This window comes from Mycetocola sp. TRD_SC_2 (genome assembly GCF_055361225.1).
The window spans coordinates 832,364-856,046 of record NZ_CM143954.1 but is presented as its reverse complement, the minus strand read 5'-3'; the positions used below and the strand labels follow the sequence as shown (position 1 = coordinate 856,046).

General features: G+C 66.3%; 23 protein-coding genes. 9 read left to right on the top strand and 14 right to left on the bottom strand.

Annotation, left to right across the window (positions count from 1 at the left end; translation table 11 throughout):
- Positions 1-3 precede the first annotated feature (3 nt).
- A complete protein-coding gene (locus ACWA1Q_RS04010) occupies positions 4-309 on the top strand; it encodes a thiamine-binding protein (protein WP_463759721.1) in 306 nt (101 codons plus the stop codon).
- Here ACWA1Q_RS04010 and ACWA1Q_RS04005 read toward each other — a convergent pair.
- Together ACWA1Q_RS04005 and ACWA1Q_RS04000 are read right to left on the bottom strand one after the other, a co-directional pair.
- A complete protein-coding gene (locus tag ACWA1Q_RS04005) occupies positions 249-1,526 on the bottom strand; it encodes a glycosyltransferase 87 family protein (protein WP_463759719.1) in 1,278 nt (425 codons plus the stop codon). The genes ACWA1Q_RS04010 and ACWA1Q_RS04005 overlap by 61 nt on opposite strands.
- Positions 1,527-1,578: 52 nt before the next feature.
- On the bottom strand, positions 1,579-2,430 hold the full coding sequence (locus ACWA1Q_RS04000) for an ADP-dependent NAD(P)H-hydrate dehydratase (RefSeq protein ID WP_463759717.1): 852 nt from the start codon (positions 2,428-2,430) through the stop codon (positions 1,579-1,581).
- 40 nt (positions 2,431-2,470) lie between these two features.
- On the opposite strand from ACWA1Q_RS04000, the gene ACWA1Q_RS03995 reads away from it, so the two are divergent.
- Positions 2,471-3,559, top strand: coding sequence for an NADH:flavin oxidoreductase/NADH oxidase (locus tag ACWA1Q_RS03995; RefSeq protein WP_463759715.1), 1,089 nt, complete (start codon positions 2,471-2,473; stop codon positions 3,557-3,559).
- Here ACWA1Q_RS03995 and ACWA1Q_RS03990 read toward each other — a convergent pair whose 3' ends face one another.
- The 3 genes from ACWA1Q_RS03990 to guaB1 all read right to left on the bottom strand — a co-directional run bounded on the left by ACWA1Q_RS03990 (position 3,560) and on the right by guaB1 (position 7,483).
- A complete protein-coding gene (locus tag ACWA1Q_RS03990) occupies positions 3,560-4,609 on the bottom strand; it encodes a hemolysin family protein (protein WP_463759714.1) in 1,050 nt (349 codons plus the stop codon).
- Complete coding sequence (locus tag ACWA1Q_RS03985; RefSeq protein WP_463759712.1) at positions 4,602-5,918, bottom strand: hemolysin family protein; 1,317 nt, start codon at positions 5,916-5,918, stop codon at positions 4,602-4,604. The genes ACWA1Q_RS03990 and ACWA1Q_RS03985 overlap by 8 nt, the downstream gene beginning before the upstream one ends.
- Positions 5,919-6,043: 125 nt before the next feature.
- Positions 6,044-7,483 carry a GMP reductase gene (gene guaB1, locus ACWA1Q_RS03980; RefSeq protein ID WP_463759710.1) on the bottom strand — a complete coding sequence of 480 codons (1,440 nt, stop codon included), beginning with the start codon at positions 7,481-7,483 and terminating at the stop codon, positions 6,044-6,046.
- Positions 7,484-7,618: 135 nt separating this feature from the next.
- Between guaB1 and ACWA1Q_RS03975 the strand changes: the two genes are divergently transcribed.
- Positions 7,619-11,302: a multifunctional oxoglutarate decarboxylase/oxoglutarate dehydrogenase thiamine pyrophosphate-binding subunit/dihydrolipoyllysine-residue succinyltransferase subunit gene (locus tag ACWA1Q_RS03975; protein ID WP_463759709.1), complete on the top strand. Its 3,684-nt coding sequence runs from the start codon at positions 7,619-7,621 to the stop codon at positions 11,300-11,302.
- A gap of 301 nt (positions 11,303-11,603) precedes the next feature.
- Positions 11,604-11,756, top strand: coding sequence for a hypothetical protein (locus tag ACWA1Q_RS03970; protein ID WP_463759708.1), 153 nt, complete (start codon positions 11,604-11,606; stop codon positions 11,754-11,756).
- Positions 11,757-11,825: 69 nt separating this feature from the next.
- Here ACWA1Q_RS03970 and ACWA1Q_RS03965 read toward each other — a convergent pair whose 3' ends face one another.
- The 3 genes from ACWA1Q_RS03965 to ACWA1Q_RS03955 form a co-directional block, all read right to left on the bottom strand.
- Entirely contained in the window at positions 11,826-14,066 is a 2,241-nt protein-coding gene (locus ACWA1Q_RS03965) for an MMPL family transporter (RefSeq protein ID WP_463760761.1), read from the bottom strand.
- A gap of 63 nt (positions 14,067-14,129) precedes the next feature.
- A complete protein-coding gene (locus ACWA1Q_RS03960; RefSeq protein ID WP_121671374.1) occupies positions 14,130-14,372 on the bottom strand; it encodes a zf-HC2 domain-containing protein in 243 nt (80 codons plus the stop codon).
- Complete coding sequence (locus ACWA1Q_RS03955; protein ID WP_463759706.1) at positions 14,369-14,983, bottom strand: sigma-70 family RNA polymerase sigma factor; 615 nt, start codon at positions 14,981-14,983, stop codon at positions 14,369-14,371. Before ACWA1Q_RS03955 ends, ACWA1Q_RS03960 begins: the two co-directional genes overlap by 4 nt.
- 104 nt (positions 14,984-15,087) lie before the next feature.
- Between ACWA1Q_RS03955 and aroA the strand changes: the two genes are divergently transcribed.
- From aroA to bcp, 3 genes are read left to right on the top strand one after another with little or no spacing between them, the layout of a single operon-like run.
- Complete coding sequence (gene aroA, locus ACWA1Q_RS03950; protein ID WP_463759704.1) at positions 15,088-16,449, top strand: 3-phosphoshikimate 1-carboxyvinyltransferase; 1,362 nt, start codon at positions 15,088-15,090, stop codon at positions 16,447-16,449.
- Positions 16,446-17,495, top strand: a complete 1,050-nt coding sequence (gene rsgA, locus ACWA1Q_RS03945) for a ribosome small subunit-dependent GTPase A (protein ID WP_463759703.1) — start codon at positions 16,446-16,448, stop codon at positions 17,493-17,495. The genes aroA and rsgA overlap by 4 nt, the downstream gene beginning before the upstream one ends.
- Before the next feature lie 18 nt (positions 17,496-17,513).
- Positions 17,514-17,987, top strand: coding sequence for a thioredoxin-dependent thiol peroxidase (bcp, locus tag ACWA1Q_RS03940; protein ID WP_463759701.1), 474 nt, complete (start codon positions 17,514-17,516; stop codon positions 17,985-17,987).
- Between the two features lie 24 nt (positions 17,988-18,011).
- Here the strand turns inward: bcp and ACWA1Q_RS03935 are convergent, their stop codons facing one another.
- The 3 genes from ACWA1Q_RS03935 to ACWA1Q_RS03925 form a co-directional block, all read right to left on the bottom strand.
- The gene (locus tag ACWA1Q_RS03935; protein WP_463759699.1) at positions 18,012-18,218 is read right to left on the bottom strand and encodes a hypothetical protein; all 207 of its coding nucleotides are present in this window, start codon (positions 18,216-18,218) and stop codon (positions 18,012-18,014) included.
- 23 nt (positions 18,219-18,241) lie between these two features.
- Positions 18,242-18,793 (bottom strand): SDR family NAD(P)-dependent oxidoreductase, encoded by a 552-nt coding sequence (locus ACWA1Q_RS03930; RefSeq protein WP_463759698.1) that lies wholly within the window; start codon positions 18,791-18,793, stop codon positions 18,242-18,244.
- A 139-nt stretch (positions 18,794-18,932) separates the two neighbouring features.
- On the bottom strand, positions 18,933-19,379 hold the full coding sequence (locus ACWA1Q_RS03925; protein ID WP_463759696.1) for a hypothetical protein: 447 nt from the start codon (positions 19,377-19,379) through the stop codon (positions 18,933-18,935).
- Positions 19,380-19,562: 183 nt separating this feature from the next.
- Between ACWA1Q_RS03925 and ACWA1Q_RS03920 the strand changes: the two genes are divergently transcribed.
- The gene (locus tag ACWA1Q_RS03920; RefSeq protein WP_090711166.1) at positions 19,563-19,811 is read left to right on the top strand and encodes a WhiB family transcriptional regulator; all 249 of its coding nucleotides are present in this window, start codon (positions 19,563-19,565) and stop codon (positions 19,809-19,811) included.
- A 54-nt stretch (positions 19,812-19,865) separates the two neighbouring features.
- On the opposite strand, the gene ACWA1Q_RS03915 is transcribed toward ACWA1Q_RS03920, so the two are convergent.
- The 3 genes from ACWA1Q_RS03915 to ACWA1Q_RS03905 are packed head-to-tail and all read right to left on the bottom strand — an operon-like array spanning position 19,866 to position 23,249.
- A complete protein-coding gene (locus ACWA1Q_RS03915; RefSeq protein ID WP_463759693.1) occupies positions 19,866-21,359 on the bottom strand; it encodes a sensor histidine kinase in 1,494 nt (497 codons plus the stop codon).
- Between the two features lie 47 nt (positions 21,360-21,406).
- Positions 21,407-22,645 carry an AAA family ATPase gene (locus ACWA1Q_RS03910; protein WP_463759692.1) on the bottom strand — a complete coding sequence of 413 codons (1,239 nt, stop codon included), beginning with the start codon at positions 22,643-22,645 and terminating at the stop codon, positions 21,407-21,409.
- 4 nt (positions 22,646-22,649) lie between these two features.
- A complete protein-coding gene (locus ACWA1Q_RS03905; RefSeq protein WP_463759690.1) occupies positions 22,650-23,249 on the bottom strand; it encodes a CpaB family protein in 600 nt (199 codons plus the stop codon).
- Between the two features lie 122 nt (positions 23,250-23,371).
- On the opposite strand from ACWA1Q_RS03905, the gene ACWA1Q_RS03900 reads away from it, so the two are divergent.
- On the top strand, positions 23,372-23,659 hold the full coding sequence (locus tag ACWA1Q_RS03900) for a helix-turn-helix domain-containing protein (RefSeq protein ID WP_463759688.1): 288 nt from the start codon (positions 23,372-23,374) through the stop codon (positions 23,657-23,659).
- The last annotated feature ends 24 nt before the right edge of the window (positions 23,660-23,683 follow it).

The window sequence follows — 23,683 nt, the reverse complement described above, 5'->3', positions numbered from 1 at the left end:
ACCATGCTCGTCTCCTTCTCTGTCGCACCATCCGGCACCGGCCGCGCCGATGCATCCGTTCACGACGCGGTGGCTGCAGCCGTCCGGGTCGTTCGTGATTCGGGGCTCCCGAACTCCACCGACGCCATGTTCACCACGATCGAGGGTGAGTGGGACGAGGTGTTCGACGTCATCAAACGGGCGACCGATGCAGTCGGCCAGTTCGGCTCACGGGTATCGCTCGTCCTCAAGGCCGACATCCGCCCAGGCTATTCCGGTGAACTGACCGCCAAGGTCGACCGGCTCGAACGCGCTCTCAACGCGGACTGACCAGCCCTCGCGATATCGAACAGCGCCCAGCCGAGCAGCGCGAACAGAATCACATTCCGCACGCTGAGCACGGCGACCATCGCCGGTTCTGCTGACAGCAACCCGGTGTACAGATACGGGTACACCACCTGGGTGAGGGCGGCGAGCAGAAGGGCGACGAGCGCCGGGGTGGCGAACGCCCGCCCGCGGTAGACGAGCCCGACGATGACCGGCGCGATCAACCAGGTCTGGAACTGCGGAGACCCCACTTTGTTGAACGCGATCAGCACGAGAACGAGCGCCAGCGCGAACGATGGAAGCAGCCGGACGACGGATGCCCCGTTGCGGGACGCGAGGACCCCGGCGAACACGGTGCCCGCGACGGCGATCACGAGGAGCGGGGTCATCACGAGCGCGGCGGCTGCAACCCCGGGTCCGGTGACCTGGAAGGTCAGGATCTGGTCGTCGTAGTACACGAAGCTGCCCGGGAGATCCGCTGCGGCCAGCCACAGGTATGGCGTCGCGACGGGAGCCTCGATCTGCAGTCCCCGCCCCGTCTGCTCGCTCACGAAGCCGAACAGATTCCCGGCCCCACCGAGGACAAGAACGACGAGGGCTATTCCTGCGCTTGTCACGGCACCCGCGATGAGGATCATCGTCCGTGAGCGGGATGCCACCAGCAATGCGCCGATCACGGCCGCCGGCCACACCTTCATCCAGGTGGCGATGGCGAGCAGAACGCCAGCGACGAACGGATGCTTCGCCACGGCCAGGAGCGCGACAACGGCGATCGGGACGGTGATGGAATCGATCCGCGCGAGGGCGATCGGTCCGAGGAGCGCGAGAAATCCGAGCCACCACCAGGCCGCTGCCTCCCGACGTCTCGATGTTCCCCGGCCGAGCAGCACGGCGAAAGCGGCCGCATTCGCCACCGTCACGAGCGCGAGCCAGGCCTGGCCGTAGGCATCCGAACCGAATACCATCGCGGCGAGCATCGGCGCGAGCGCCGCGATCGGGTACACCCACGAGGAGTCGATTCCGACGACGGGTCCCCCGCTGAGCGCCTGCTCGACCCACGGTCGGTAGACGAGAGTCACGTCTCCGAGCGGGAGGCCGATGGCATACTCGCCGATCCCGGTGCCTGGCAAGCCGAGGCAGATCCAGGCGAGGACCGCGTGAACCACCGCGAACGCAACCCAGACGGCGACTCGCCCGTCCCCCGCACTCCGCTTCTTCACCGGACTCATCCTAGGGGCGCTGCCACGCCCCGGCGTCGACGAAGCCGCGTGCTCAGGCCGGTTCTGCGCTCAGCAGCCGGCGTACGGCATCCGGAACCCGTTCGGCGATGTCGAGCGCGGTGATCGGACCACCCCGTGACGCGATCGACGCGGCGAGACCGTGGATCACGGCAGCGGATGCCGCGAGCCTCGCCGGCATCCCTGGCTCGCTGGCTGTCGCCGCGTTGGTGGCGAGTAAGGCACCAAGGATGCCACCCAGCACGTCACCGGCGCCCGCCGTCGCCGTCCAGGGCGGTGCGATCGACACGCTGAGCTGGGGACCGTCCGGCTCAGCGATCCACATCGTGGAGCCCTTAAGCAGAACCGTGACGCCGAGCCGGTTCGCCGCCCGAACGGCCCAGCGCCCGGGATCAGCGGCGATCTCGGCCACATCCACCGTCGTGCCCCCTGCGGCGAGCATGCGCGCAAGCTCTCGGAAGTGCGGCGTGACAATGACTCCGCGGCGCGGCGCGAGCGCGACGCTCTCGAGCGCGCCGGCGTCTGCGACGACGGGTTCTGCCGAGGCGAGCGCGTCGGAGAACAGGGCGGCGAGCAGGCCGAGGTCCTGCGAATCGGTCCCCGACCCGATCAGCCAGGCCTGCACCCGCCCCGGTGCAGACACCACCTCCGGCCGCCTCGCGAGAACGGGTTCCGTCGCATCGCCGAGATACCGGATCATGCCGATACCCGTTCGCGCCGCAGCCTCCACTCCGAGGACAGCGGCACCCGGGTAGGCACTCGAGCCGGTGACGACGCCGAGCACGCCCCGGGTGTACTTGTCAGACGCTGCGGTGGGGACGGCGACGTGGGCGGCGGCGTCTCGCTCAGCCCACGGCATCCAGTGCGGTCCTGCAGAATTTTCCATGCCTTCACGATAGGTTGAAAGCCGCCGAACGAGGAGAAGAATGCCAGGACTGTTCGACCCCATTGCCCTCCGCGCCCTGACCGTGCGAAACAGGCTCTGGATCGCACCGATGTGCCAGTACTCCGTGTTCACCGAGGACGGAGTACCGAGCGACTGGCACCTCGTCCACCTCGGCGGATTCGCCAAGGGCGGCGCGGGCGTCGTCTTCGCCGAAGCCACGGCGGTGAGCCCCGAGGGGCGAATCTCGCCGTTCGACACCGGAATCTGGACCGACGAACAGGCCGCTGCGTGGTCCCGGATCACCGCGTTCCTCCGCTCGCAGGGCGCCGTGTCCGGGATCCAGCTCGGCCACGCCGGACGCAAAGGCTCGACCTACCCGGCGTGGGGAATCGACGAACGCGGCTCCGTGCCCGTGTCGGATGGTGGCTGGCGAACGGTGGCCCCGACGTCCGACCCGTTCGGCGAGTTCGCCATGCCCAGCGCTCTTGACGCCGCAGGTATCGATGACGTGGTCGACGCCTTCGCCTCCGCCGCCCGCCGGTCAGTGGGTGCCGGCTTCGAGATCATCGAAATTCACGCCGCCCACGGCTACCTGCTGCACCAGTTCCTCTCCCCTCTCGTCAATACCCGCACGGATGCTTACGGCGGAAGTCTCGACAATCGCGCCCGCCTCCTGCTGCGCGTGGTCGAGGCGGTACGGGCCGAGATCCGTGACTCCGTTCTCGCCGTCCGTTTCTCGGCAACGGACTGGGCCGATGGCGGCTGGAACGAATCGGAGACGGCGACGGTCGCGCGGTGGGCAGCGGATGCCGGTGCCGACTTCTTCGACATCTCCACCGGTGGGGCGATCCCGGGCGTCGACATCCCCCTGTCGCCCGGCTACCAGGTCCGGTTCGCGACGCACGTCAGGGACACCGCCGCCGTGACTGTTTCTGCGGTCGGGCTCATCACCGACCCGGTCGAAGCCGACCGGATCGTGTCGTCCGGGCAGGCCGACGTGGTGATGGTCGGCAGGGAAGCGCTCCGCGACCCGCACTTCGCGCTGCGGGCTGCCGCGATGCTCGGCACAGCGGGCGCGACGCCCGGTCAGTATCTCCGGGCGCCGTTCCCGGCGGTCGTTCCCGCCTGATCAGCGTCGCTGCGTGGCATCCTGAACTTCGCCGACAAGCTCCTCGATGATGTCCTCGAGAAACAGGACCCCGGTCGTCTCCCCGTCCGTATTGAACGCGCGGGCCAGGTGGGCACCTGAACGTCGCATGATGGCGAGGGCGTCTTCGAGGTCGGTGTCTTCGAAGATCGACACGAGCTGGCGGATCCGCTTCGCCGGTACCGGCCGGTCTTCGTCGCCGGGTTCAGCCGACGACTCGAGCCGGAGCACGTCCTTGAGGTGCAGATATCCGCTCGGCAGTCCGTCGGCGTCGACGACGACGTAGCGGGAGAAGCCATGCTTGGCGACGGCACGCTCGACCTGTGCCGGGGTGGTGTCTGCCGCGAGGGTGACGAGGCCGTCGAGCGGAATGGCGACGTCGATCACCTTCTTGTTCGTGAATTCGAAAGCGGCGAGAAGCGCTCCGGTCGAGTCGAGCAGCAGACCTTCCTTCGTCGACTGGTTCACGATGTTCGCGACTTCATCGAGGGTGAAGGTCGACGTCGCTTCGTCCTTGGGCTCCACACCGAACAGGCGCAGCACGCCGTTCGCTACCGCGTTGAGCGACCAGATCACCGGCTTGAACACCCGCGCCACGAAGACCAGCGGCGGCGCGAGGAACAGCACGGCCTTGTCCGGGACCGAGAACGACAGGTTCTTCGGAACCATCTCGCCGAAGACGACGTGGAGGTACGAGACGAGGAGCAGCGTGATGATGAAACCGATCGTGCCGACAGCCTCATCGGGAAGCCCGGTGAGGTGCAGCGGCACCTCGAGGAGGTGGTGGATCGCCGGTTCGGAGACGTTGAGGATGAGCAGCGAACACACGGTGATGCCCAGCTGGCTCGTCGCGAGCATGAGCGTTGCGTGTTCCATCGCCCAGAGTGCGGTGATGGCGCTGCGTTTGCCCTGCTCGGCGAGCGGTTCGATCTGCGACCGTTTCGCCGAAATGACGGCGAATTCGGCACCGACGAAGAACGCGTTCCCGGCCAGCAGCACGAAGAGCCAGGCGATTCCTGCCCAGTCACTCATTGTCTTCGCCTTCCTCGACGAGGTTCGGGGTGTAGCGGATGCGGTCGATGCGGCGCCCGTCGAGACGTTCGACCCGCAGGGAACCCGAATCGATGGATACCTCGTCACCGATCACAGGGAGTCGCCCGAGCTCCGACATGACGTAACCGGCGACGGTGTCGTACGGCCCGTCCTCAGGAACGGAAATTGCGGTGCGTTCGAGCAGCTCGTCCGGCCGCAGGCTCCCCGGGAAGGCGATCGAGTCGAGCGTCCTGACGACCCCGGCCCGCGTGCGGTCGTGTTCGTCGGCAACCTCGCCGACGAGTTCTTCGACGAGATCCTCGAGGGTGGCGATGCCGGCAGTTCCGCCGTACTCGTCGACGACGACCGCCATCTGGTAGCCCCGGCCGCGGAGTTCTTCGAGCAGGGCGTCGAGCCGCATCGTCTCGGGCACGCGAACGATGTCGTACTGCAGGGCTGACACCGGAACATCCGCCCGCTTTCCGCGCGGAACGGCGATGGCCTGCTTGACGTGCACGAGTCCGACGACGTCGTCTGCGTCCTCGTCGATGACGGGGAATCGCGAGTACCCCGTCGTGCGGGCGAGTTCCACCACGACCTGCGCGGACTCGTTTCGGCGTACTGATTCGACGCGGGGGCGCGGGGTCATCACGTCACCGGCTGTGTGGTTCGCGAACAGGAGCGTGCGGTTGAGCAGGGTGGCCGTGTCGCTCTCGAGCGTGCCTGCCCCTGCGCTGCGGCGCACGAGGCTTGACAGCTCCTCGGCGGTGCGGGCACCGGACAGTTCCTCCTTGGGCTCGATCCCCATGGATCGGAGGATGGCGTTGGCACTTCCGTTGAGAAGGCTCACGGCGGGTTTGAACACCGTGGTGAACACGGTCTGGAACGGCACGACCAGCTTGGCAGTGGCCCTCGGCAGCGCGAGGGCGAAGTTCTTGGGCACCAGCTCGCCGATGATCATCGACAGCAGCGTCGCGATGATCACGGCGATGGTCACCGCGATCGGCGTTACCGCCGCCCCGGGGAGGCCGATCGCCTCGAGCGGAGGCGTGAGGAGCGTGCTGATCGCCGGCTCCATCGTGTAACCCGTGAGCAGCGTCGTGAGGGTGATTCCCAGCTGGGCGCTCGACAAGTGCGTCGAGGTGATCTTCAGCGCCGCGATCGTCATGCCGAGCCGGGGTTCACCGCGCGACTGGCGCGCCTCGAGGTCGGAGCGATCGAGGTTGACGAGGGCGAATTCGCTTGCGACGAAGAGGCCGGTCCCGACGGTCAGGGCCAGGCCGACAGCGAGGAGGATCCACTCAAACATGGATCAACTCCCGCCGGGGCGAGACGGGTTGATGGGCTTCGGGCGAATCGGCAGGAGGGGGGTCGTCCATTGTGGGTCTGATTATACGCGGGCGCGGGTGGATCGGAACCGCGCGAGCGGCACGATCACCACGAGACGGGGAGCGCCTTACCCTCATCATAACCCGACGCCGACTGCAACCCGACGAGCGCACTCTCCCGGAATTCGTCGAGCGTCGATGCGCCGGCGTAGGTGAACGATGAGCGGATGCCTGAGGTGATCATGTCCAGGAGGTCCTCGAGCGACGGCCGATCGGGGTCGAGGTAGATCTTCGACGAGGAGATTCCCTCAGCGAAGAGCGTCTTGCGCGCCAGCTCGTACGGGTCCAGCCTGCCGAAGCGTTCCTGCACCGCCTTCGTCGACGCCATCCCCCAGCTTTCCTTGTAGAGGCGACCGGAGGCATCCGTCGCGAGGGCACCAGGGGCCTCGACCGTCCCCGCGAACCAGGAACCGACCATCACGGATGCCGCGCCGGCGGCGAGCGCGAGGGCGACGTCCCTGGGGTAGCGCACTCCCCCGTCCGCCCAGACGTGGGCGCCGAGGTCACGCGCCGTCTCGGCCGTCTCGAGCACCGCCGAGAACTGTGGTCGTCCGACCGCCGTCATCATGCGCGTGGTGCACATTGCGCCCGGACCGACACCCACCTTGACGATGTCAGCGCCGGCGGCGACGAGATCGGTGACTCCCGTTGCCGTCACAACGTTGCCAGCGACGAGGGGAATCCCCAGGCCGAGGCTCTTCACCGCTGCGAGCGCTCGCAGCATGCCCTCCTGGTGGCCGTGCGCCGTGTCGAGCACCAGGGTGTCGACACCGGCCGCTGCGAGTGCCTTCGCCTTGGCAGCGACGTCTCCGTTGATACCAATGGCAGCGGCGACGAGAAGCCGGCCAGATCGGTCGACAGCTGGCCGGTATAGCGTCGAGCGCAACGCTGAGGTTCGGCTGAGCGTGCCGACGAGTCGCCCGTGCCGGAGAACCGGTGCGAAAGAGAGGTCGGCAGCGACGAGCAGGTCGAATGCGGCACGGGGATCGCTGACATCCTCGGCGTCGATGGAGGGCAGAGCGCCGGAGGCGAGGTCACCGAGTCGCGCGTTCCTGTCCTTGCCGTCCAGTTCCGCCGCGGGGATGCATCCGGCGTAGGAACCGTCAGGGGCGGTCAGGACGATGCCGTGACCGTCGAGCGGCGGGATCAGCGCGAGCGCGTCAGCGACGGTCGCATCCGGACCGAGCTCAACCGGGACGTCGAATTCGACCGGGCGATCCTTCACCCAGCGGATCGCGGCATCCAGTCGCTGAAGCGGCATGTCCTGTGGAAGAACACCGAGCCCACCCCTGCGTGCGAGAGTCGCCGCGAGCCTGGGCCCCGTCACCGAGTTCATATTGGCCGAGACGATCGGCAGTTGAGCACCCGTCCCATCGCCTGGAGCAAGTGATACGTCGAGCCTCGATGTCACCGCGGAACGGGACGGGACGAGGAACACGTCCGAATAGGTGAGATCGAATGTGGGGGCCTCGCCGTAGAACTCCATGCACCCCACGCTACCCATCCGGCAAGCGGGGCGCAGCCTTCCCTTAATGGGATTAGGCTGGAACACGGATCTGGCAGCGCTTCCCACGGATGTCGCTGTCGTACTCAATCGACGTAAGAGAGTGGTGGTCTGGCGGTGTCAAGCCAGTTGACCGGAGTGGGAACTGACGACGGTTCGTCGGGAGAATTCGGCGCGAATGAGTGGCTGGTTGACGAGCTCTACGAGCAATACATCGTCGACAAGAATTCAGTCGACAAGTCCTGGTGGCCCATCCTCGAGAGCTATAAGCCAGTCAAGGGCGACAAGGCTACCGGCGAGGTTCCCGCGCACCCGATTACCGCACCGATCCCTGTGATCGGGGCCCAGCCGGTTGCGAAGACGACGTCGCTCCAGCCCAAGTCTGCTCCCATCCCTGCGGATGCTCCGCGAAAGACCACCGCGAAACCGGCGCCTTCCGATGAGGCCGCCCCGAAGGATGAGCCCGTCGACCAGGTCTCGCCACTGCGGGGAATGGCCAAGTCGCTCGCGACGAACATGGACGCCAGCCTCACCGTGCCGACCGCGACGAGCGTGCGCACCATCCCGGCGAAGCTCATGATCGACAACCGCATCGTGATCAACAACCACCTCAAGCGTGCCCGCGGCGGCAAGGTGAGCTTCACCCACCTCATCGGCTGGGCGCTCATCCAGGCGCTCAAGGATTTCCGCAGCCAGAACGTCTACTACGACGTCGTCGACGGCAAGCCCAGCGTCGTCGCGCCTGCACACGTCGGCCTCGGCATCGCGATCGACATCCCCAAGCCAGACGGAACGCGCGCCCTCCTCGTACCGGCGATCAAGAAGGCAGACACGCTGACGTTCAGCGAGTACCTGTCCGCATACGAGGACCTCGTCACCCGCGCACGCAAGAACAAGCTGACCGCCGACGACTTCAAGGGTGCTTCGGTATCATTGACCAACCCGGGCGGCATCGGCACGGAGCACTCGGTCCCGCGACTGATGAAGGGCCAGGGCTGCATCATCGGCGCCGGCGCCCTTGACTACCCGGCCGAGTTCCAGGGCGCGAGCGAGCACACCCTCGTCGAACTGGCCATCGGCAAGACCGTCACCCTCACGTCGACCTACGACCACCGCGTCATCCAGGGTGCCGGGTCGGGCGAGTTCCTCAAGAAGGTGCACGAACTTCTCACCGGGCAGAAGTCGTTCTACCAGGACATCTTCGCCGCACTGCGGATCCCGTACGACCCGATCCACTGGGCACCGGACATTTCGGTCGACCTCAGCGACACGGTCAACAAAACGGCTCGCGTTCAGGAACTGATCAACTCGTTCCGCGTCCGCGGTCACCTCATGGCCGACGTGGACCCGCTCGAGTACGTGCAGCGGTCGCACCCGGACCTCGACATCCTCAACCACGGCCTGACCTTCTGGGACCTTGACCGTGAATTCGTCACCGGTGGTTTCGGCGACACCCGGCAGGCGAAGCTGCGTGACATCCTCGGTGTCCTTCGCGACTCCTACTGCCGCACCATCGGCCTCGAGTACATGCACATCCAGGACCCGGCGCAGCGCAAGTGGATCCAGGAGAAGGTGGAGCGTCCGTACGCGAAGCCTCGCCATGACGAGCAGATGCGCATCCTCGGCAAGCTCAACGAGGCAGAAGCGTTTGAGACGTTCCTCCAGACGAAGTACGTCGGCCAGAAGCGATTCAGCCTCGAGGGCGGGGAATCGACCATTGCCCTGCTCGACGCCATCCTCCAGGGTGCAGCCGAGGCAGAGCTTGACGGCGCCGCGATCGGCATGGCCCACCGTGGCCGTCTCAACGTGCTGACGAACATCGCCGGCAAGACCTACGGCCAGATCTTCCAGGAGTTCGAAGGAACGAACTCCTCGAAGAACACCGGCTCAGGAGACGTCAAGTACCACCTCGGTACCGAGGGCACCTTCCGTGCCTCCGACGGATCCGAACTGCCGGTCTACCTCGCAGCGAACCCGTCCCACCTCGAAGCCGTCGACGGCGTGCTCGAGGGAATCGTGCGTGCCCGTCAGGACCGCCAGCCGATCGGCACCTTCTCCACCCTGCCGATCCTCGTTCACGGCGACGCCGCGATGGCTGGCCAGGGGGTCGTTCTCGAAACGATGCAGCTGTCTCAGCTGCGCGGCTACCGCACCGGCGGAACCATCCACATCGTGGTCAACAACCAGGTCGGGTTCACCACCCCTCCCGGCGAGGGCCGTACCTCCGTGTACTCCACGGATGTCGCCAAGACGATCCAGGCGCCCATCTGGCACGTGAACGGAGACGACCCCGAATCAGTCGTCCGCGTCGCACAGCTCGCTCTCGAGTTCCGTCAGGAATTCAAGAAGGACGTCGTCATCGACCTCATCTGTTACCGCCGCCGCGGTCACAACGAGGGCGACGACCCGTCGATGACCCAGCCGCTCATGTACAACCTCATCGAGCAGAAGCGCAGCGTGCGCAAGCTCTACACCGAAGCCCTCGTCGGCCGTGGTGACATCACCGAGGAAGACTACCAAGCGGCCCACCGCGACTTCCAGGACCGCCTCGAGCGGGCCTTCATGGAGACGCACGCCGCGCAAACCGCATCGTCACCCGTCATCATCGACGACGAGGGCGATGACGGATACTCCGGCGAGCCGGAGACCACGGGGGTCTCCGACGCCGTCGTTCAACTCATCGGTGACGCGTTCAACAATAAGCCGGCCGGATTTACCGTTCACCCGAAGCTCCAGCAGCTGCTGCAGAAGCGCCTCGATATGAGCCGTAACGGCAACATTGACTGGGCGTTCGGTGAGCTCCTCGCCTTCGGCTCCCTGCTGATCGAAGGTACTCCGGTTCGCTTCAGCGGCCAGGACTCACGACGCGGAACGTTCGTGCAGCGCCACGCGGTACTTCACGACCGGGTCAACGGCCAGGAATGGCTGCCGCTCGCGAACCTCGCCGACAACCAGGCCAGGTTCTGGATCTACGATTCGCTGCTCTCGGAGTACGCGGTCCTCGGATTCGAGTACGGCTATTCGGTCGAACGGCCGGATGCCCTTGTTCTCTGGGAGGCCCAGTTCGGCGATTTCGCCAACGGTGGCCAGACGATCATCGACGAGTTCATCTCGAGCGCCGAGCAGAAGTGGGGACAGCGCTCCAGCGTCGTCATGCTTCTGCCTCACGGCTATGAAGGCCAGGGCCCGGACCACTCCTCCGCCAGGATCGAGCGGTACCTGCAGCTCTGCGCCGAGAACAACATGACCGTTGCGCGTCCGTCGACGCCCGCGTCGTATTTCCACCTCCTGCGCCGGCAGGCGTACGCACGCCCCCGCCGCCCCCTCGTCGTGTTCACGCCGAAGGCGATGCTCCGTCTTCGCGGTGCGTCGAGTGCTGTCGAGGACTTCACGAGCGGAAAGTTCGAACCGGTCATCGATGATGCCCGCGTCTCGGATCCGTCGTCGGTCAAGCGCGTCCTGTTCCACGCGGGCAAGATTCACTGGGACCTGCGCGCCGAACTCGAGAAGAAGCCGAACGACGGCATTGCCCTCGTTCGACTGGAGCAGTACTACCCGCTCCCGACCACGGAACTCAACGAGATCGTCGCTCGCTACCCGAATGCCGAGCTGGTCTGGGTTCAGGACGAACCCGAGAACCAGGGCGCGTGGCCGTTCATCGCCCTCGAAGCGATGAAGAACCTCGACGACCGCACCATGCGCGTCGTTTCACGCCCCGCCGCGGCTTCGCCGGCCACCGGCTCGGCCAAGCGGCACGCGGCAGAACAGTCACAGCTTCTCGCAGAGGCGCTGGACGTCTGATTCGACCCCAGGACGGCAGAACACGACGGGCACCGGCACACGCCGGTGCCCGTCGGGTCGTTAAGGCGTGCAGCGCCCGGGTCTGGCACACTTGTGCCCACCGCGGGAGGACGCATGACCCGGCTGAACCGTCGATCGAGAGCTCGCGTCCCGGCTCGCACCGCGATCGCACTGGCGGGGCGACCACCGATGTTTTCGCCCTGGGAACGGCCGCGGTACTGACCCCTCGACCATCGGCGCTTCTCATTCGCCGGGTTTTCGAGATCGGCGCTCGTGGATCGTCGACGAGATGCAACCGCATGTGCCAGACACTCCGCTGCGGGAACGACTGGGTGTCGCCGCCGGCGGGTCAACCGTCGACGTGTTCACGCCCGGTGCGGCAACAAAGCCGCTGCCAACGATGCGGGCCGCTCTCGACGCGACCCTCGCGTTCCTGGCTCGCGTCACCCGCTGACGCAAGACCCTGCAACGAAAAATGGGGAGCGGATGCCGTGGCATCCGCTCCCCTTTTCCTGTCGGCGGGTCAGCTCTCGCGTGATGCGGTGACGGGTTCCTCGACCTGGGCGTGTTCGGCCCTGTCGGCGGCGTGGACGCCCTTGGAGAGCTTGCTCGGCCACCAGATGGCGCGGCCGATGTCGTAGCTCAGCGCGGGAACGAGCAGGGTGCGCACGAGGAACGTGTCGAGCAGCACACCGAACGCCACGATGAAGGCGATCTGCAACAGGAACAGGATCGGAATCACACTGAGGGCCGCGAATGTCGCCGCGAGAACGAGGCCAGCAGACGTGATCACCCCACCGGTGACGGAGAGCCCGCGCAGAATGCCCTGCTTCGTGCCGTGCTTGCCCGATTCCTCCCGCACCCTCGTCATGAGGAAGATGTTGTAGTCCACCCCGAGGGCGACGAGGAAGACAAACCCGAACAGCGGCACGGACGGATCGGCTCCGGGGAAGTCGAAGATCCCATTGAAGACCCACGCCGAGACACCGAGCGCGGCGCCGAACGACAGGACGACGCTCGCGATGAGGATGAGCGGCGCGACGATCGACCGCAGCAACAGCATCAGGATCAGGGTGATGGCAACGAGGATCAGCGGGATCAGGAGGTTGCGGTCCTCGATCGCGGTCGTGTTGGAGTCGAGGGCGATCGCGGTGGTGCCACCGACGAGCACCGGCTCGGACTCCGTCGAGAGGTCAGCGAGCTCGGCCCGCAGGTCGACGACGACATCCTCGGCGGCGATCGAGTCGCTGGCGTCGACAAGGGTCGCCGAGAGCAGGATGTTGCCGTCGATGACAGTGACGTCCGGCACCGGGGTCCCGGGAGGTCCCAGCGGCTGGACACCATCTTCGGTGACCGGGAGCGATCCCGACGGGGAATCCTCGGAGAGGACGGTCAGCGAGTCAACACCCTCGGTGCCGAGCACGATGTCCGATACCGCGTCGAGTTCGCCCTCGGGAGCGATGATCACCGTCGGCGAGCCGGAGCCGGCCGGGAAGTGGTCCGCGAGCACTTCCTGCCCGTCGCGGGCCTGTGATTCGCCGAGCACGAACTCGCTCGCAGCGACGCCATCGGCCTTGAGCTGGAACACTCCGAGCGACATGACGGCGAGGAGCAGGACGCTCGAGATCCAGATGACCCGGGGGCGTTTCTGGACGAATCGGGCGAGCCACGGCCACAGCCCCCTCTTGTCGGCACCGATCGGGTTGTCGTTGAGCGCCGTCGCCTTCGGCTTCACCGGCCAGAACGCAACCTTGCCCGCCCAGTAGAGAAGAGCGGGGAGCAGCGTCAGGGACGCGAGCAGCGCGAACACGATACCGATGGATGCCACGGGGCCGAGTGACTTGTTCGAGTTGAGGTCTGAGAAGAGCAGCAGCAGGAGCGCAACGATGACGGTCCCGCCCGAGGCGAGGATCGGCTCCCACGAGCCCTTGAGCGCCGCCCACGTGGCTTTCCACTTGGTCGGTTCGACGGCGAGGGCCTCCTTGAACCTCGCGATGTAGAGCAGCGAGTAGTCGGTGGCCGCACCGATGACGAGGATGAACAGAATCCCCTGGGTCTGACCGCTGAGAAGCAGAATGTCGGCCCGAGCGAGTTGGACGACGACGAGGATCGACGCGCACAGCGCCGAGAGGCTCGAGAACAGCACGAGCACGGGGAGCAGGGGTGAGCGGTACACGACGACGAGAATCACGAACACGGCGCTGAGGGCGACGAGGAGCAGGAGCCCGTCGATGCCGGCGAATGCGTTCGTCAGGTCGGCGGTGAGCCCGCCGGGACCGGTGATGGCGGCGTTGACACCGTCGATCGGGTTGTCGTCGAGAACACCGCGGAGTGCTTCGACGACCTCAGCCGTTTTCACGTCGGTGTCGAGCACCAGAACAACCTGAACCGCTTCGCCGTCCTCGGACGGGATAGCGGGCGAACTCTCGTCTGGGAGTACCCCTTCGATGTCGGAGAACTCTGCCACGCGGTCGTCGATCGCTGTCAGGTCGCTTTCGGTGAGCCCACCGTCTCGTTCGAAAACGACGATCGCGGGGATGACGTCGTCGTCGCGGAACTCGGCCTGCAGGTCCTGAACCTTCGTCGCCTCGGCACTGGCCGGCAACTGCTGCGACTGGTCATTGGTGCTGACAGCGCTGATCTGTCCGAAGCTAGCGCCACCGGCGCCGAACAGCCCGAACCAGACGAGAATGAGGGCGACGGGGAGAAGAACACGCAGCCAGACTGGCACGCGGGAGTTCCGGACGGGGGCAGGGGTTTTCATCACACCGCGAGCGTACGTGCCCCGGAGACGGTCGTGCGTCGTCCGAAAGTTTGAGGTATAGCGCTAGTGCGTGGCCTGGGCCGCGCGCAGCCGGGCCATCACCTGGAGCTTGAGATCCTCCGGGGCCGTCTCCTTGCACGCCCGCTGCACTGCTTCGGTGAGGGTGCGCGCGAGCAGCGCTTCTTCCTGGCACGAGGCACAGTGTTCGAGGTGCTCACGGATATCGGCGGCGTTTGTCGAGCACACCTCGTGGCGGAGGTACTCCTCCAGGTCACGCTTTGCTTTGTCGCATCCGCAATCGGTCATTTCTTCGCTCCAGCCCGGCCGGTGTCGATCCCGCGCTCCTGGGCATAGTCGGCCAACAGGTCCCGCAGCATGCGCCTGCCGCGGTGCAGGCGGCTCATGACGGTCCCGATGGGTGTTTTCATGATGTCGGCGATCTCCTGATACGCGAACCCCTCAACGTCTGCCAGGTAGACAGCCAGCCGGAAGTCCTCAGGAATCGCCTGGAGGGCATCCTTCACAGCGCTGTCCGGCATGTGGTCGATCGCTTCGGCCTCGGCCGACCGGGAAGATGTCGCCGTCCGCGATTCAGCGCCGCCCAGTTGCCAGTCCTCGAGGTCGTCGAGGGTGCCCTGGAACGGCTCGCGCTGCTTCTTGCGGTAGATGTTGATGTAGGTGTTGGTGAGAATCCGGTACAGCCACGCCTTGAGGTTGGTGCCCTGAGTGAACTGACCGAACGCCGAATACGCCTTCACGAAGGTCTCCTGAACGAGATCCTGTGCGTCGGACGGATTCTTCGTCATCCGCATCGCTGCGCCATAAAGCTGGTCGATGAACGGCAGCGCCTGCTCTTCGAACAGCGCGCGCGGATCGTTCTCCGGCTCGGGAGGGAGTGTTTCATCGACGGTGGTCATCACCGGCCAGTCTACGTCCAGCCCGGCAGCCACGCCGCGTTCAAGCACTCCAGTTGCCACCATCCACACCCTTCCAAACGAATTCTCGTTAGATTAGGAGAACAATGCTTGAGTCAAAATATTCCGCCCCGGAGTTCGACCTGTACGGCGACCGGCACCAGAGCGACGACGACGGGTCCTGGCCGGCGCCCGTCGCCGAATCCCCGATCGCTGCGACCGTCTCGCTCCCCGGCTCGAAATCGCTGACCAATCGCGAACTCGTGCTCGCCGCCCTCGCCGATTCTCCGTCGCGCCTGCGCGCACCCCTACACTCCCGCGACAGCCAGAACATGGTCGACGCGCTCCGTGCCCTCGGCGCGACAATCACCGAAACGGATGCCACGGGCAGCTTCGGCCCGGACTGGACGGTGACGCCGGGGGAACTCTTCGGGTCGACGACCGTTGACTGTGGCCTCGCCGGCACGGTGATGCGTTTCGTTCCCCCCGTTGCGGCTCTCGCGCTCGGCCCCACCACGTTCGACGCGGACAGTGCCGCCCGCGGGCGGCCGATGTCAACGCTCATCTCCTCCCTGCGCGGGCTCGGCGTCGACATCAACGACGACGGCAGGGGCTCCCTCCCGTTCACCGTCCACGGCAGCGGCCGGGTCGAGGGCGGAGAGCTGACCATCGACGCCTCTCGTTCCAGCCAGTTCGTCTCGGCGTTGCTTCTTGCCGCGGCACGCTTCGAGACCGGCCTCACCCTGACCCACTCCGGGGAGCGGCTCCCGAGCCTTCCCCATATCGAGATGACCATCGCCGCCCTCGCCGCCCGCGGCATCCGGGTCGATTCCCCCACGGTAGGCACCTGGCGGGTGGAGCCAGGCACCATCGCCGGCCGTGACGTGCACATCGAGCCGGACCTCTCGAATGCCGCGCCGTTCCTCGCCGCCGCCGTCGTCACGGGCGGAACCGTGACGATTCCCGGCTGGCCCGCCGAGACCACGCAGGTCGGATCCGAGCTTCTCGATCTCCTCCCCCGCTTCGGTGCCACCGTGTCACTCGACGGCGACCGGCTCACTGTCACCGGTGGGAGCAGCATCCCCGGTGTCGACCTCGACCTGACGACGGCCGGTGAACTCGCTCCGGCCCTCACCGCGATCGCTGCGCTCGCGGACTCTCCGTCGACGATCACCGGTATCGGTCACATCCGCCACCACGAGACCGACCGGCTCGCTGCCCTCGCCGCTGAGATCAACAAGCTCGGCGGCAACGTGACCGAACTGGACGACGGGCTGCGGATCGAGCCCCGCCCGCTCACCGGAGGAACCTGGCTGAGCTACCACGACCACCGGATGGCAACCACCGGCGCGATTCTCGGCCTCGTCGTTCCCGGTGTCGTGATCGAGAACATCGCCACGACCGCGAAGACGCTCCCGCAGTTCCCCGAACTGTGGAGCACCATGGTCAGCGGAGCCGTCCTCGGATGAGCTGGTGGGACACCGGCGACGACGACGAACCGGAGTTCGACGAGTCCAGCATCCGGGAACGCCCGAATCGCAAGGGCAACCGGCCGCGCACAAAAACCAGGCCTGAACACAATGACGCCGAGACGGCGCGCGTCCTGGCCGTCGACCGGGGCCGATACACGGTTCTCCTCGACGAAGGCGAAGACACCGAGCGGCGCATCACGGCATCCAGGGCATCCGAACTCCGCAAACAGGCGGTTGTGAACGGCGATCGGGTCCGAGTGGTCGGGGACCTCACCGGTATCGAGGGCAGCCTGGCCCGGATCGTCAAAATCGTTCCCCGCACAACGCTCCTCCGCAGAAGCGCCGACGACAGCGACGAGGTCGAACGGGTCATCGTCGCCAACGCCGACCAGATGCTCGTCGTCGTCGCCGCCGCGGATCCTGAACCCCGGGAGCGACTCGTCGACCGCTACCTCATCGCCGCGCTCGACGCGGGCATCCGCCCGATCCTCTGCATCACGAAGACCGACCTCGCCGACCCGAGCGAGTTCTTGCGCAACTTCGCCGGGCTGGATGTGCAGGTCTTCACGAGCTCTACGGACCGGATGCCGCTGGCCGAGATCACCGAGGCGCTCATCGGTCACGACACGGTTTTCGTCGGTCACTCGGGTGTCGGCAAGTCAACGCTCGTGAACGCTCTCGTGCCGAGCGCACAACGCGCCACAGGGCACGTCAACGCCGTCACGGGGCGTGGCAGGCACACGTCGTCGTCGACCGTCTCGTACCGCATCGAGAACGGGAGCGGAACGGGCTGGGTGATCGATACTCCCGGAGTCCGGTCCTTCGGGCTCGGTCACATCGATCCGGCGAACATCCTGCGTGCCTTCACCGACCTCGCCGAGGCGGCCGAACGGTGCCCCCGCGGTTGCACCCACCTCCCGGACGCGCCCGATTGCGCCATCGTCGAAGCGGTCGAAGCGGGAGAACTCGGCGACACCGGTGCTGCTCGGCTCGATTCGCTGCAGCGCCTGCTCGCGACGTTCATGAAACCCGCGCAGCACTGACGTCAGTAGGCTGGAATCATGACTGCGAACCGACTCGTCCCGGGCGAGACAGCCCCCTCATTCACCCTCACCGACGCCGACGGAACCCGGGTGTCCCTCGCGGACTTCTCCGGTTCCAAAGTGATCCTGTACTTCTACCCGGCAGCGATGACACCGGGCTGCACGACACAGGCGTGTGACTTCCGCGACAACCTCGGGTCGCTCCAGACTGCCGGATACACGGTGCTCGGTGTCTCCAAGGATTCGCCCGAGAAGCTCAAGACGTTCGCCGAACGCGACTCGCTCGCCTTCCCGCTGCTCAGCGACGAGGATCTCGCCGTGCACAATGCGTACGGTGCTTACGGCGAGAAGAACTCCTACGGCAAGATCGTCACCGGTGTGCTTCGCTCAACGTTCGTCATCGACGAGAACGGTGTGCTCGTCGAGGCGCTCTACAACGTGAAGGCCACCGGCCACGTGGCATCCCTGCGGAAGAAGCTCAAGGTCGCCTGAACCCGCGCTGCCGCCGCCGATCGTTCACCAGGTCGAGTCGCCGCGGATCACGGCGTCGGAACCCCCGTCGATGAAGATGACCTGGCCGCAGAGGTGCCCGTTCTCCTCGCTCGACAGCCAGGCGAGCAGCTGGGCGACGGACTCCGGACCGAAGACCCCGTTAAGAGGCATGGGCACCACCCCGGCGAGCTGGCTCCTGGCCTCTTCTGTCGCGGTCAGCGCCGCGGTCATCGGCGTCAGGACGACCCCGGGCGCTACAGCGTTGAGCGGGATGTTTGCCCCGCCCACTCCGGCGTCGGCGCCTGACGGCGGATCCACCGGGAGAGTGCCTGCTTGCTCGAACCGTAGATGAGGTTGCCCTCCTCCGGTGACCCTGCGGCGAGTTCGGCCGCGCGCGCGAGCGCAGCGTCTTCGTCCCCGTTCAGGAATGCGTTGAGCAGTGCGTCGTCGTGCGGCATGAGCGACGCCATCGAGGTCACGGCGACAGCGCGCGGAGAATCGGATCGCGCCAGGAACGGGCGCAGGCCTTCGAGCGTCGCGACGGCACCGAAGTAGTTCACCGCAGCGGTAGCGACCGTCGGGGAGGAAAGTCCTGCGACGGCGAGTACCGCGTCGATCGTGCCACCGCTCAGCTTCTCCACTTCGGTCACGAGCGTGTCGCGACCCTCCCGCGCGGTGAGGTCGACGTTGATGTCGCTCCCGGCGAGGTCGGCGCCGATGACGCGGTTTCCCCGGGACTCGAGCAATTCCTTCGTCGCCTTCCCGATTCCGCTCGCTGCTCCGGTGATGACATAGGTGCGTTCCACGGGGACCTCCATTGGTCGGTAGAGCCGGGAAGAACTCCGTTCGGATGCTGGAGTACGCCCGGCCCTGCCTGGCCATCATGGCAGGGCCAGGTACGTGAAGCCAGCGATCGCGGGCGAACGCCCCTCAGGATCGGGGGATCTAGACGCCGTCTCTCCGGATTGCCGTCATCACCGACGGGGTGAACAGCAGCACGAGTACGACGATGCTCGGCACAAGCAGCGCCCAGCCGATTGCTGGTTGAGCGAACGTGCCCTGGAACGCGCCGATGGCGATCGCCAGCTGCACGAGCTGCCAGATGACCGCTCCTCCGCGCACCCAGCCCTGGCGGCGCATGGCGCCGATCGCAACGGCAGAAACGAAGACGGCGGCGATGGCGACGACAACCGTCAGGGCGATCGCACTGGTGATGGATGCCGCCAGCAACGTCAGGATGTCGACGACGAGAACCAGCACCACGACGAGAACCGCCACGGCTTCGGCGAACAGAAGCACGGTCAGCACCCACAACGCCGGCGACCGCCCGGATGACGGGGCGGGAATTGTAGCGCCCGAAGATGTCGAGGATGTGTCATCAGTGTTATTCACAGGTATATCCCATACGAAGCTATTGATTTGACTGAGGCGGTATGTCACGATTGTTGAGGTCCGAGTACGACGCTCACAGAGAGGTGAGCAGATCCGCTTTACGTGATCGCCCTCTCATTCGCTCGGGCATTCCCTCATTTCCGACCATATCGGTCGTTTACCCCCATTCAAAGGAGCACCCGCATGGACTGGCGCGATAAAGCCGCTTGCCTCACAGCAGACCCGGAACTTTTCTTCCCGGTAGGCAACACAGGGCCGGCAGTCGACCAGATCGACAAGGCGAAGGCTGTGTGCGGTCGTTGCACCGTCACCGAGATCTGCCTCCAGTACGCATTGGAGACCGGTCAGGACTCCGGCGTCTGGGGTGGACTCTCCGAAGACGAGCGTCGCGCCCTCAAGCGCCGCGCTGCACGCGCGCGCCGCGCTTCCTGACCGAACGACGAAGAACTCCCGGCCCAGTGGACCGGGAGTTCTTTGCGTATGCGCTCAGCTTCGTGAGATCCAGCGCAGAGGCACCTCGATGGTGACCTCGGTGCCTGAGCCCATGACCGTGTGCCAATCGATGGTGCCGCTCAGCTCACCCTGAATCAGCGTCCGGACGATCTGCGTGCCGAGACCGGTGCCGACCTTGCCTTCCTGCAGGCCAACACCGTTGTCACGGACAAGGACGGTCAGCTCGTCCCCCGACCGGTCGGCGACGATCTCGACCTCGCCGTCACGCCCGGCGAGTCCGTGCTCGACCGCGTTGGTGACCAGCTCGGTGAGCGCGAGGGCAAGTGGCGTGGCGTACGCGCTCGGAAGCACACCGAACTCGCCCGACTTCCGCGGGTGGACCGTCGTGTTGTGCGAGGACGCCACCTCGGCGATGAGCATGAGAACGCGTTCGAATACCTCGTCGAAGTTCACGTCCTGGGTGAGTCCCTCGGAGAGGGTGTCGTGGACGACGGCGATGGCTGCCACCCGGCGCATTGCCTGCGTCAGCGCTTCCCTCGCCTCGTCGGTGTGTGCACGCCTGCCCTGGATCCGCAGGAGCGACGCAACGGTCTGAAGGTTGTTCTTGACCCGGTGGTGGATCTCGCGAATCGTCGCATCCTTCGTGATGAGCTCACGTTCCTGGTGCCGCAGTTCGGTGACGTCGCGGCACAGCACGATCGCGCCGGCGCGTTCTCCGTGGTGACGGAGCGGAATGGCACGCAGGGACACCGTCACACCGCGCGCCTCGATGTCGGTGCGCCAGGGCGCCCGCCCCGTGACGACAAGCGGCAGCGACTCATCGATGACCTGCTTGCCCGGCAGGATGAGCGTGGTCACCTCCGCGAGCGACTCCCCCTCGAGTTCGTCATTGAATCCCATCCGGTTGAACGCCGACAGCGCGTTCGGGCTGGCAAACGTCGTCGTTCCGTCGACGTCGAGGCGGATGAGACCGTCGGATGCCCGGGGCGCACCACGGCGCGGACCTGTCGGTGCCGACAAATCGGGAAAATCGCCCGTTGCCACCATCTCGAACAAATCGTTGGCGCACTCGTTGAAGGTGAGTTCCTGCCTGCTCGGCGTTCGGGCTTCGCCGAGGTTGGTGTGCCGTGTGAGCACGGCGATCGGAGCTGGCGCGTTTTCGGGCGAGGTCGAGCCGAGACGCCGCATGACCGGAACGGCGCGGACCCGGGTCGGGGTCTCCTCATACCAGTCCGGCGCGGTCGAATCGACGATCCTGGCGCTCTCGAACGCCTCGGTGACTTGCGCACGCCACTGCGGCTTGATCGTCTGGCCGACGAAGTCCCGGTAGAACAGCGTCGCAGCGCTCGATGGCCGGTAGTGCGACACCGACACGAAGCTGCCGTCCTCGGTCGGCACCCACAGGACGATGTCGGCGAACGCCAGATCGGCGAGAAGCTGGGCGTCACCCACGAGCATGTGGAGCCAGTCGACATCCTCGTCTGTGGAGCGGCCGGTGGCAAGGACGAGGTCACTGAGCGTCGACATTGATCCAGTCTACGGCCGGGACACCCGGGCCAGCGGCGCCGCCGTGATCAGCCGGCGCGTGCAGGCTGAGCCAGCCGGGCACGCCGAACCGCCCTGCGCCCGGATGGCTGAACAGCCGGCGGCAGGATCCGGGCGGAGACGAGGCGTGAGATCGCGGCAAGGGCCTGTGACCGGGGACTCACATCGCGCAGCGCGCGACCCGCGAGCAACGCGGCATCCGTCCCCTTCTCGTCCGCAGGCACGAGAACGGGGTCGGGAACTCCCCCGAACCGCTGCAGTGTCGCGCGGACCTGCCCATTCGGGTTCAACCCGACGACGCTCGCTCGGACCTTGTTGATGACGGTCGTCACCGACACATCGCCGCACAGCTCGACAAGATCCGGGTACGCCCGCAGGAACCGTGCGAGACCGACGGGGTCCGCCGCACCAACCGCAATGACCCGGTCTGCGGCGCGCAGTGCGGCGAGGGTAGAAGCATTGCGTCTGGGTGCGAAGAGGTCGCTGGAGATCTCCTCATCGTCTTCGAAGCTGAATCCCGTGTCGATGACGACGTATTCCGCCCAGTCCCGGCAGACGGCGATCGTCCGCGATACCCGTTCCGTGCTGATCTCGGGCCACCGGGACGCGCGCGGGATGCCGGTGAGAACGTTCACGATTCCCCCGTGCACAGAGTACGGCTGCCGGATTCGTTCCAGCTCGGCCAGGGTGAGTCCGTCCTGGCCTGCGAGTCGGCATGCCGCGGCGAATCCGGGCGCTTCGTCGAGCATCCCGAGCACCGGGGCAATCGACGCGGCGTGCGTGTCCGCGTCGATGAGGGCGACGCTGCGTCCGGCCGCCGCGATCTCGGTGGCCAGGTTGATCGCGACCGTCGTGCGCCCGGGTGCGCCCGCCGGACCCCAGACCGCGAGCACCGTCCCCCCTGCAGAGGAGGGAAGATCCGGGCCGGTTTCGCGCGATCCGCGCAAAACTGCGTCGAGGACATCAACCGGGCCGTCGAGGTCGACGACGTCGTAGAGACCGAGCGACGCAGCGGTGCGCTTGCCGGCGTCGTCTGCTGTGAGCGCGATCACGCGGATGCCTCGGGCGTCACACGTCGCGAGGAGTTCCTGGGTGAGGCGGCCAGGAACCGCTGCGACGAGGAGGGCGACCGGCGCGGCGGAATCGAGGGCGATGACCGGGTCGGTGAGAGGGCCGATCCGCAATTCGACCGAGAAGCCCCGCTCGACCAGCGCGGCGACGAGCCGATCCTCGTCGTCGCGCTCCAGAAAGAAGGCCAGTTTCGTCATGGTCTCACCCGGCAGGCACGATCGAAATCGATGCTTCACCCGCGAGCGCGGCGAGCACCGAAGCCACCGAACCTGACGGGACGAGCACCTCGACGGTCGAACCATGCGACCCGGCGACGAGCCCCTGTTGTTCGATGACACGGACGACGCTCACTCCTCCGACGACGACGACCGGCGGAGCGAACGATCCGTCGTCCTGCTGCTCAGAAGCCCAGACGTCAACGAGAGAACCGGGTTCGACAGAGCCGGGCAGGCGGGTCGCAGACTCGATGACCACAGCACTCACCTGCACCCTGGCACCGGATTTGACGGATGCCACAGGAATGAATTCACCCTTGAAGACCGTCCGTGTTACGACGAGTCCACCATCCGGCACGCTTGTGAGGTAGCGCTCTCCCGCTGCCTCAAGCCGGACGTGCGCCACCTCCAGGTCGTCCTCCGAGACGGAGTCGCCGACGGTCAGGGTCTCGGGTGCCACGAAGACGGGGCTGGACCGGTCGGCTGCCTCCACCACGGTCCAGACGCCGGCCACCGAAGCGAGGATGAGACCTGTCCCGATGACAAGCCGCGGGTCGACACCGGGGAGTCGCGAACGCCCTGCCATGAGACCTCCGAACCGAAAGGGATGCCGGGTACGGCGATCTCCATCGTGTCAAGTTCTCCGAATCCCCGAGAAAGTTATCCACAGTCTTTTCGAGCCGGGATCCGGCGCGGAATAATCGATCCATGGACACGGTCTCTTCCGACTCCGTCGGGCGCTTCCTCACGGTGGCCGACACGGCCGACCTGCTCAACATCTCAGCCGCCGAGGTGATCGAGCTCGTCCGTTCTGCCGAGCTCCCCGCCATCAAGGTGGGCTCCCCGGGGCGCTGGCGGATCGAGCGCTCGGTGCTCGAGGTATATATCGAGAACAAGTATGAGGAGACCAGGCGGATGGGTCTGTGGCGGGAGGCGGACCTCGCGAGCCTGCCGGAGATCTCGAACGGAACGATCCGGCGGCCCGATTCGCCGTAGATCGAGACGCCGCTGATCGAGGCG

What these genes read in the sequence shown, in the direction of transcription:
- ACWA1Q_RS03960 (WP_121671374.1), bottom strand. Translation starts at nt 14,372, where the DNA reads ATGACCGATTGCGGATGCGACAAAGCAAAGCGTGACCTGGAGGAGTAC.
- ACWA1Q_RS03990 (WP_463759714.1), bottom strand. Translation starts at nt 4,609, where the DNA reads ATGAGTGACTGGGCAGGAATCGCCTGGCTCTTCGTGCTGCTGGCCGGG.
- ACWA1Q_RS03905 (WP_463759690.1), bottom strand. Translation starts at nt 23,249, where the DNA reads ATGGCAGGGCGTTCGCGACTCCCCGGTGTCGACCCGCGGCTTGTCATC.
- ACWA1Q_RS04000 (WP_463759717.1), bottom strand. Translation starts at nt 2,430, where the DNA reads ATGGAAAATTCTGCAGGACCGCACTGGATGCCGTGGGCTGAGCGAGAC.
- ACWA1Q_RS03955 (WP_463759706.1), bottom strand. Translation starts at nt 14,983, where the DNA reads ATGACCACCGTCGATGAAACACTCCCTCCCGAGCCGGAGAACGATCCG.
- ACWA1Q_RS03900 (WP_463759688.1), top strand. Translation starts at nt 23,372, where the DNA reads ATGGACACGGTCTCTTCCGACTCCGTCGGGCGCTTCCTCACGGTGGCC.
- ACWA1Q_RS03920 (WP_090711166.1), top strand. Translation starts at nt 19,563, where the DNA reads ATGGACTGGCGCGATAAAGCCGCTTGCCTCACAGCAGACCCGGAACTT.
- ACWA1Q_RS03985 (WP_463759712.1), bottom strand. Translation starts at nt 5,918, where the DNA reads ATGTTTGAGTGGATCCTCCTCGCTGTCGGCCTGGCCCTGACCGTCGGG.
- ACWA1Q_RS04010 (WP_463759721.1), top strand. Translation starts at nt 4, where the DNA reads ATGCTCGTCTCCTTCTCTGTCGCACCATCCGGCACCGGCCGCGCCGAT.
- rsgA (WP_463759703.1), top strand. Translation starts at nt 16,446, where the DNA reads ATGAGCTGGTGGGACACCGGCGACGACGACGAACCGGAGTTCGACGAG.
- ACWA1Q_RS03965 (WP_463760761.1), bottom strand. Translation starts at nt 14,066, where the DNA reads ATGAAAACCCCTGCCCCCGTCCGGAACTCCCGCGTGCCAGTCTGGCTG.
- ACWA1Q_RS03910 (WP_463759692.1), bottom strand. Translation starts at nt 22,645, where the DNA reads ATGACGAAACTGGCCTTCTTTCTGGAGCGCGACGACGAGGATCGGCTC.
- bcp (WP_463759701.1), top strand. Translation starts at nt 17,514, where the DNA reads ATGACTGCGAACCGACTCGTCCCGGGCGAGACAGCCCCCTCATTCACC.
- aroA (WP_463759704.1), top strand. Translation starts at nt 15,088, where the DNA reads ATGCTTGAGTCAAAATATTCCGCCCCGGAGTTCGACCTGTACGGCGAC.
- guaB1 (WP_463759710.1), bottom strand. Translation starts at nt 7,483, where the DNA reads ATGGAGTTCTACGGCGAGGCCCCCACATTCGATCTCACCTATTCGGAC.
- ACWA1Q_RS03935 (WP_463759699.1), bottom strand. Translation starts at nt 18,218, where the DNA reads ATGACCGCGGCGCTGACCGCGACAGAAGAGGCCAGGAGCCAGCTCGCC.
- ACWA1Q_RS03995 (WP_463759715.1), top strand. Translation starts at nt 2,471, where the DNA reads ATGCCAGGACTGTTCGACCCCATTGCCCTCCGCGCCCTGACCGTGCGA.
- ACWA1Q_RS03915 (WP_463759693.1), bottom strand. Translation starts at nt 21,359, where the DNA reads ATGTCGACGCTCAGTGACCTCGTCCTTGCCACCGGCCGCTCCACAGAC.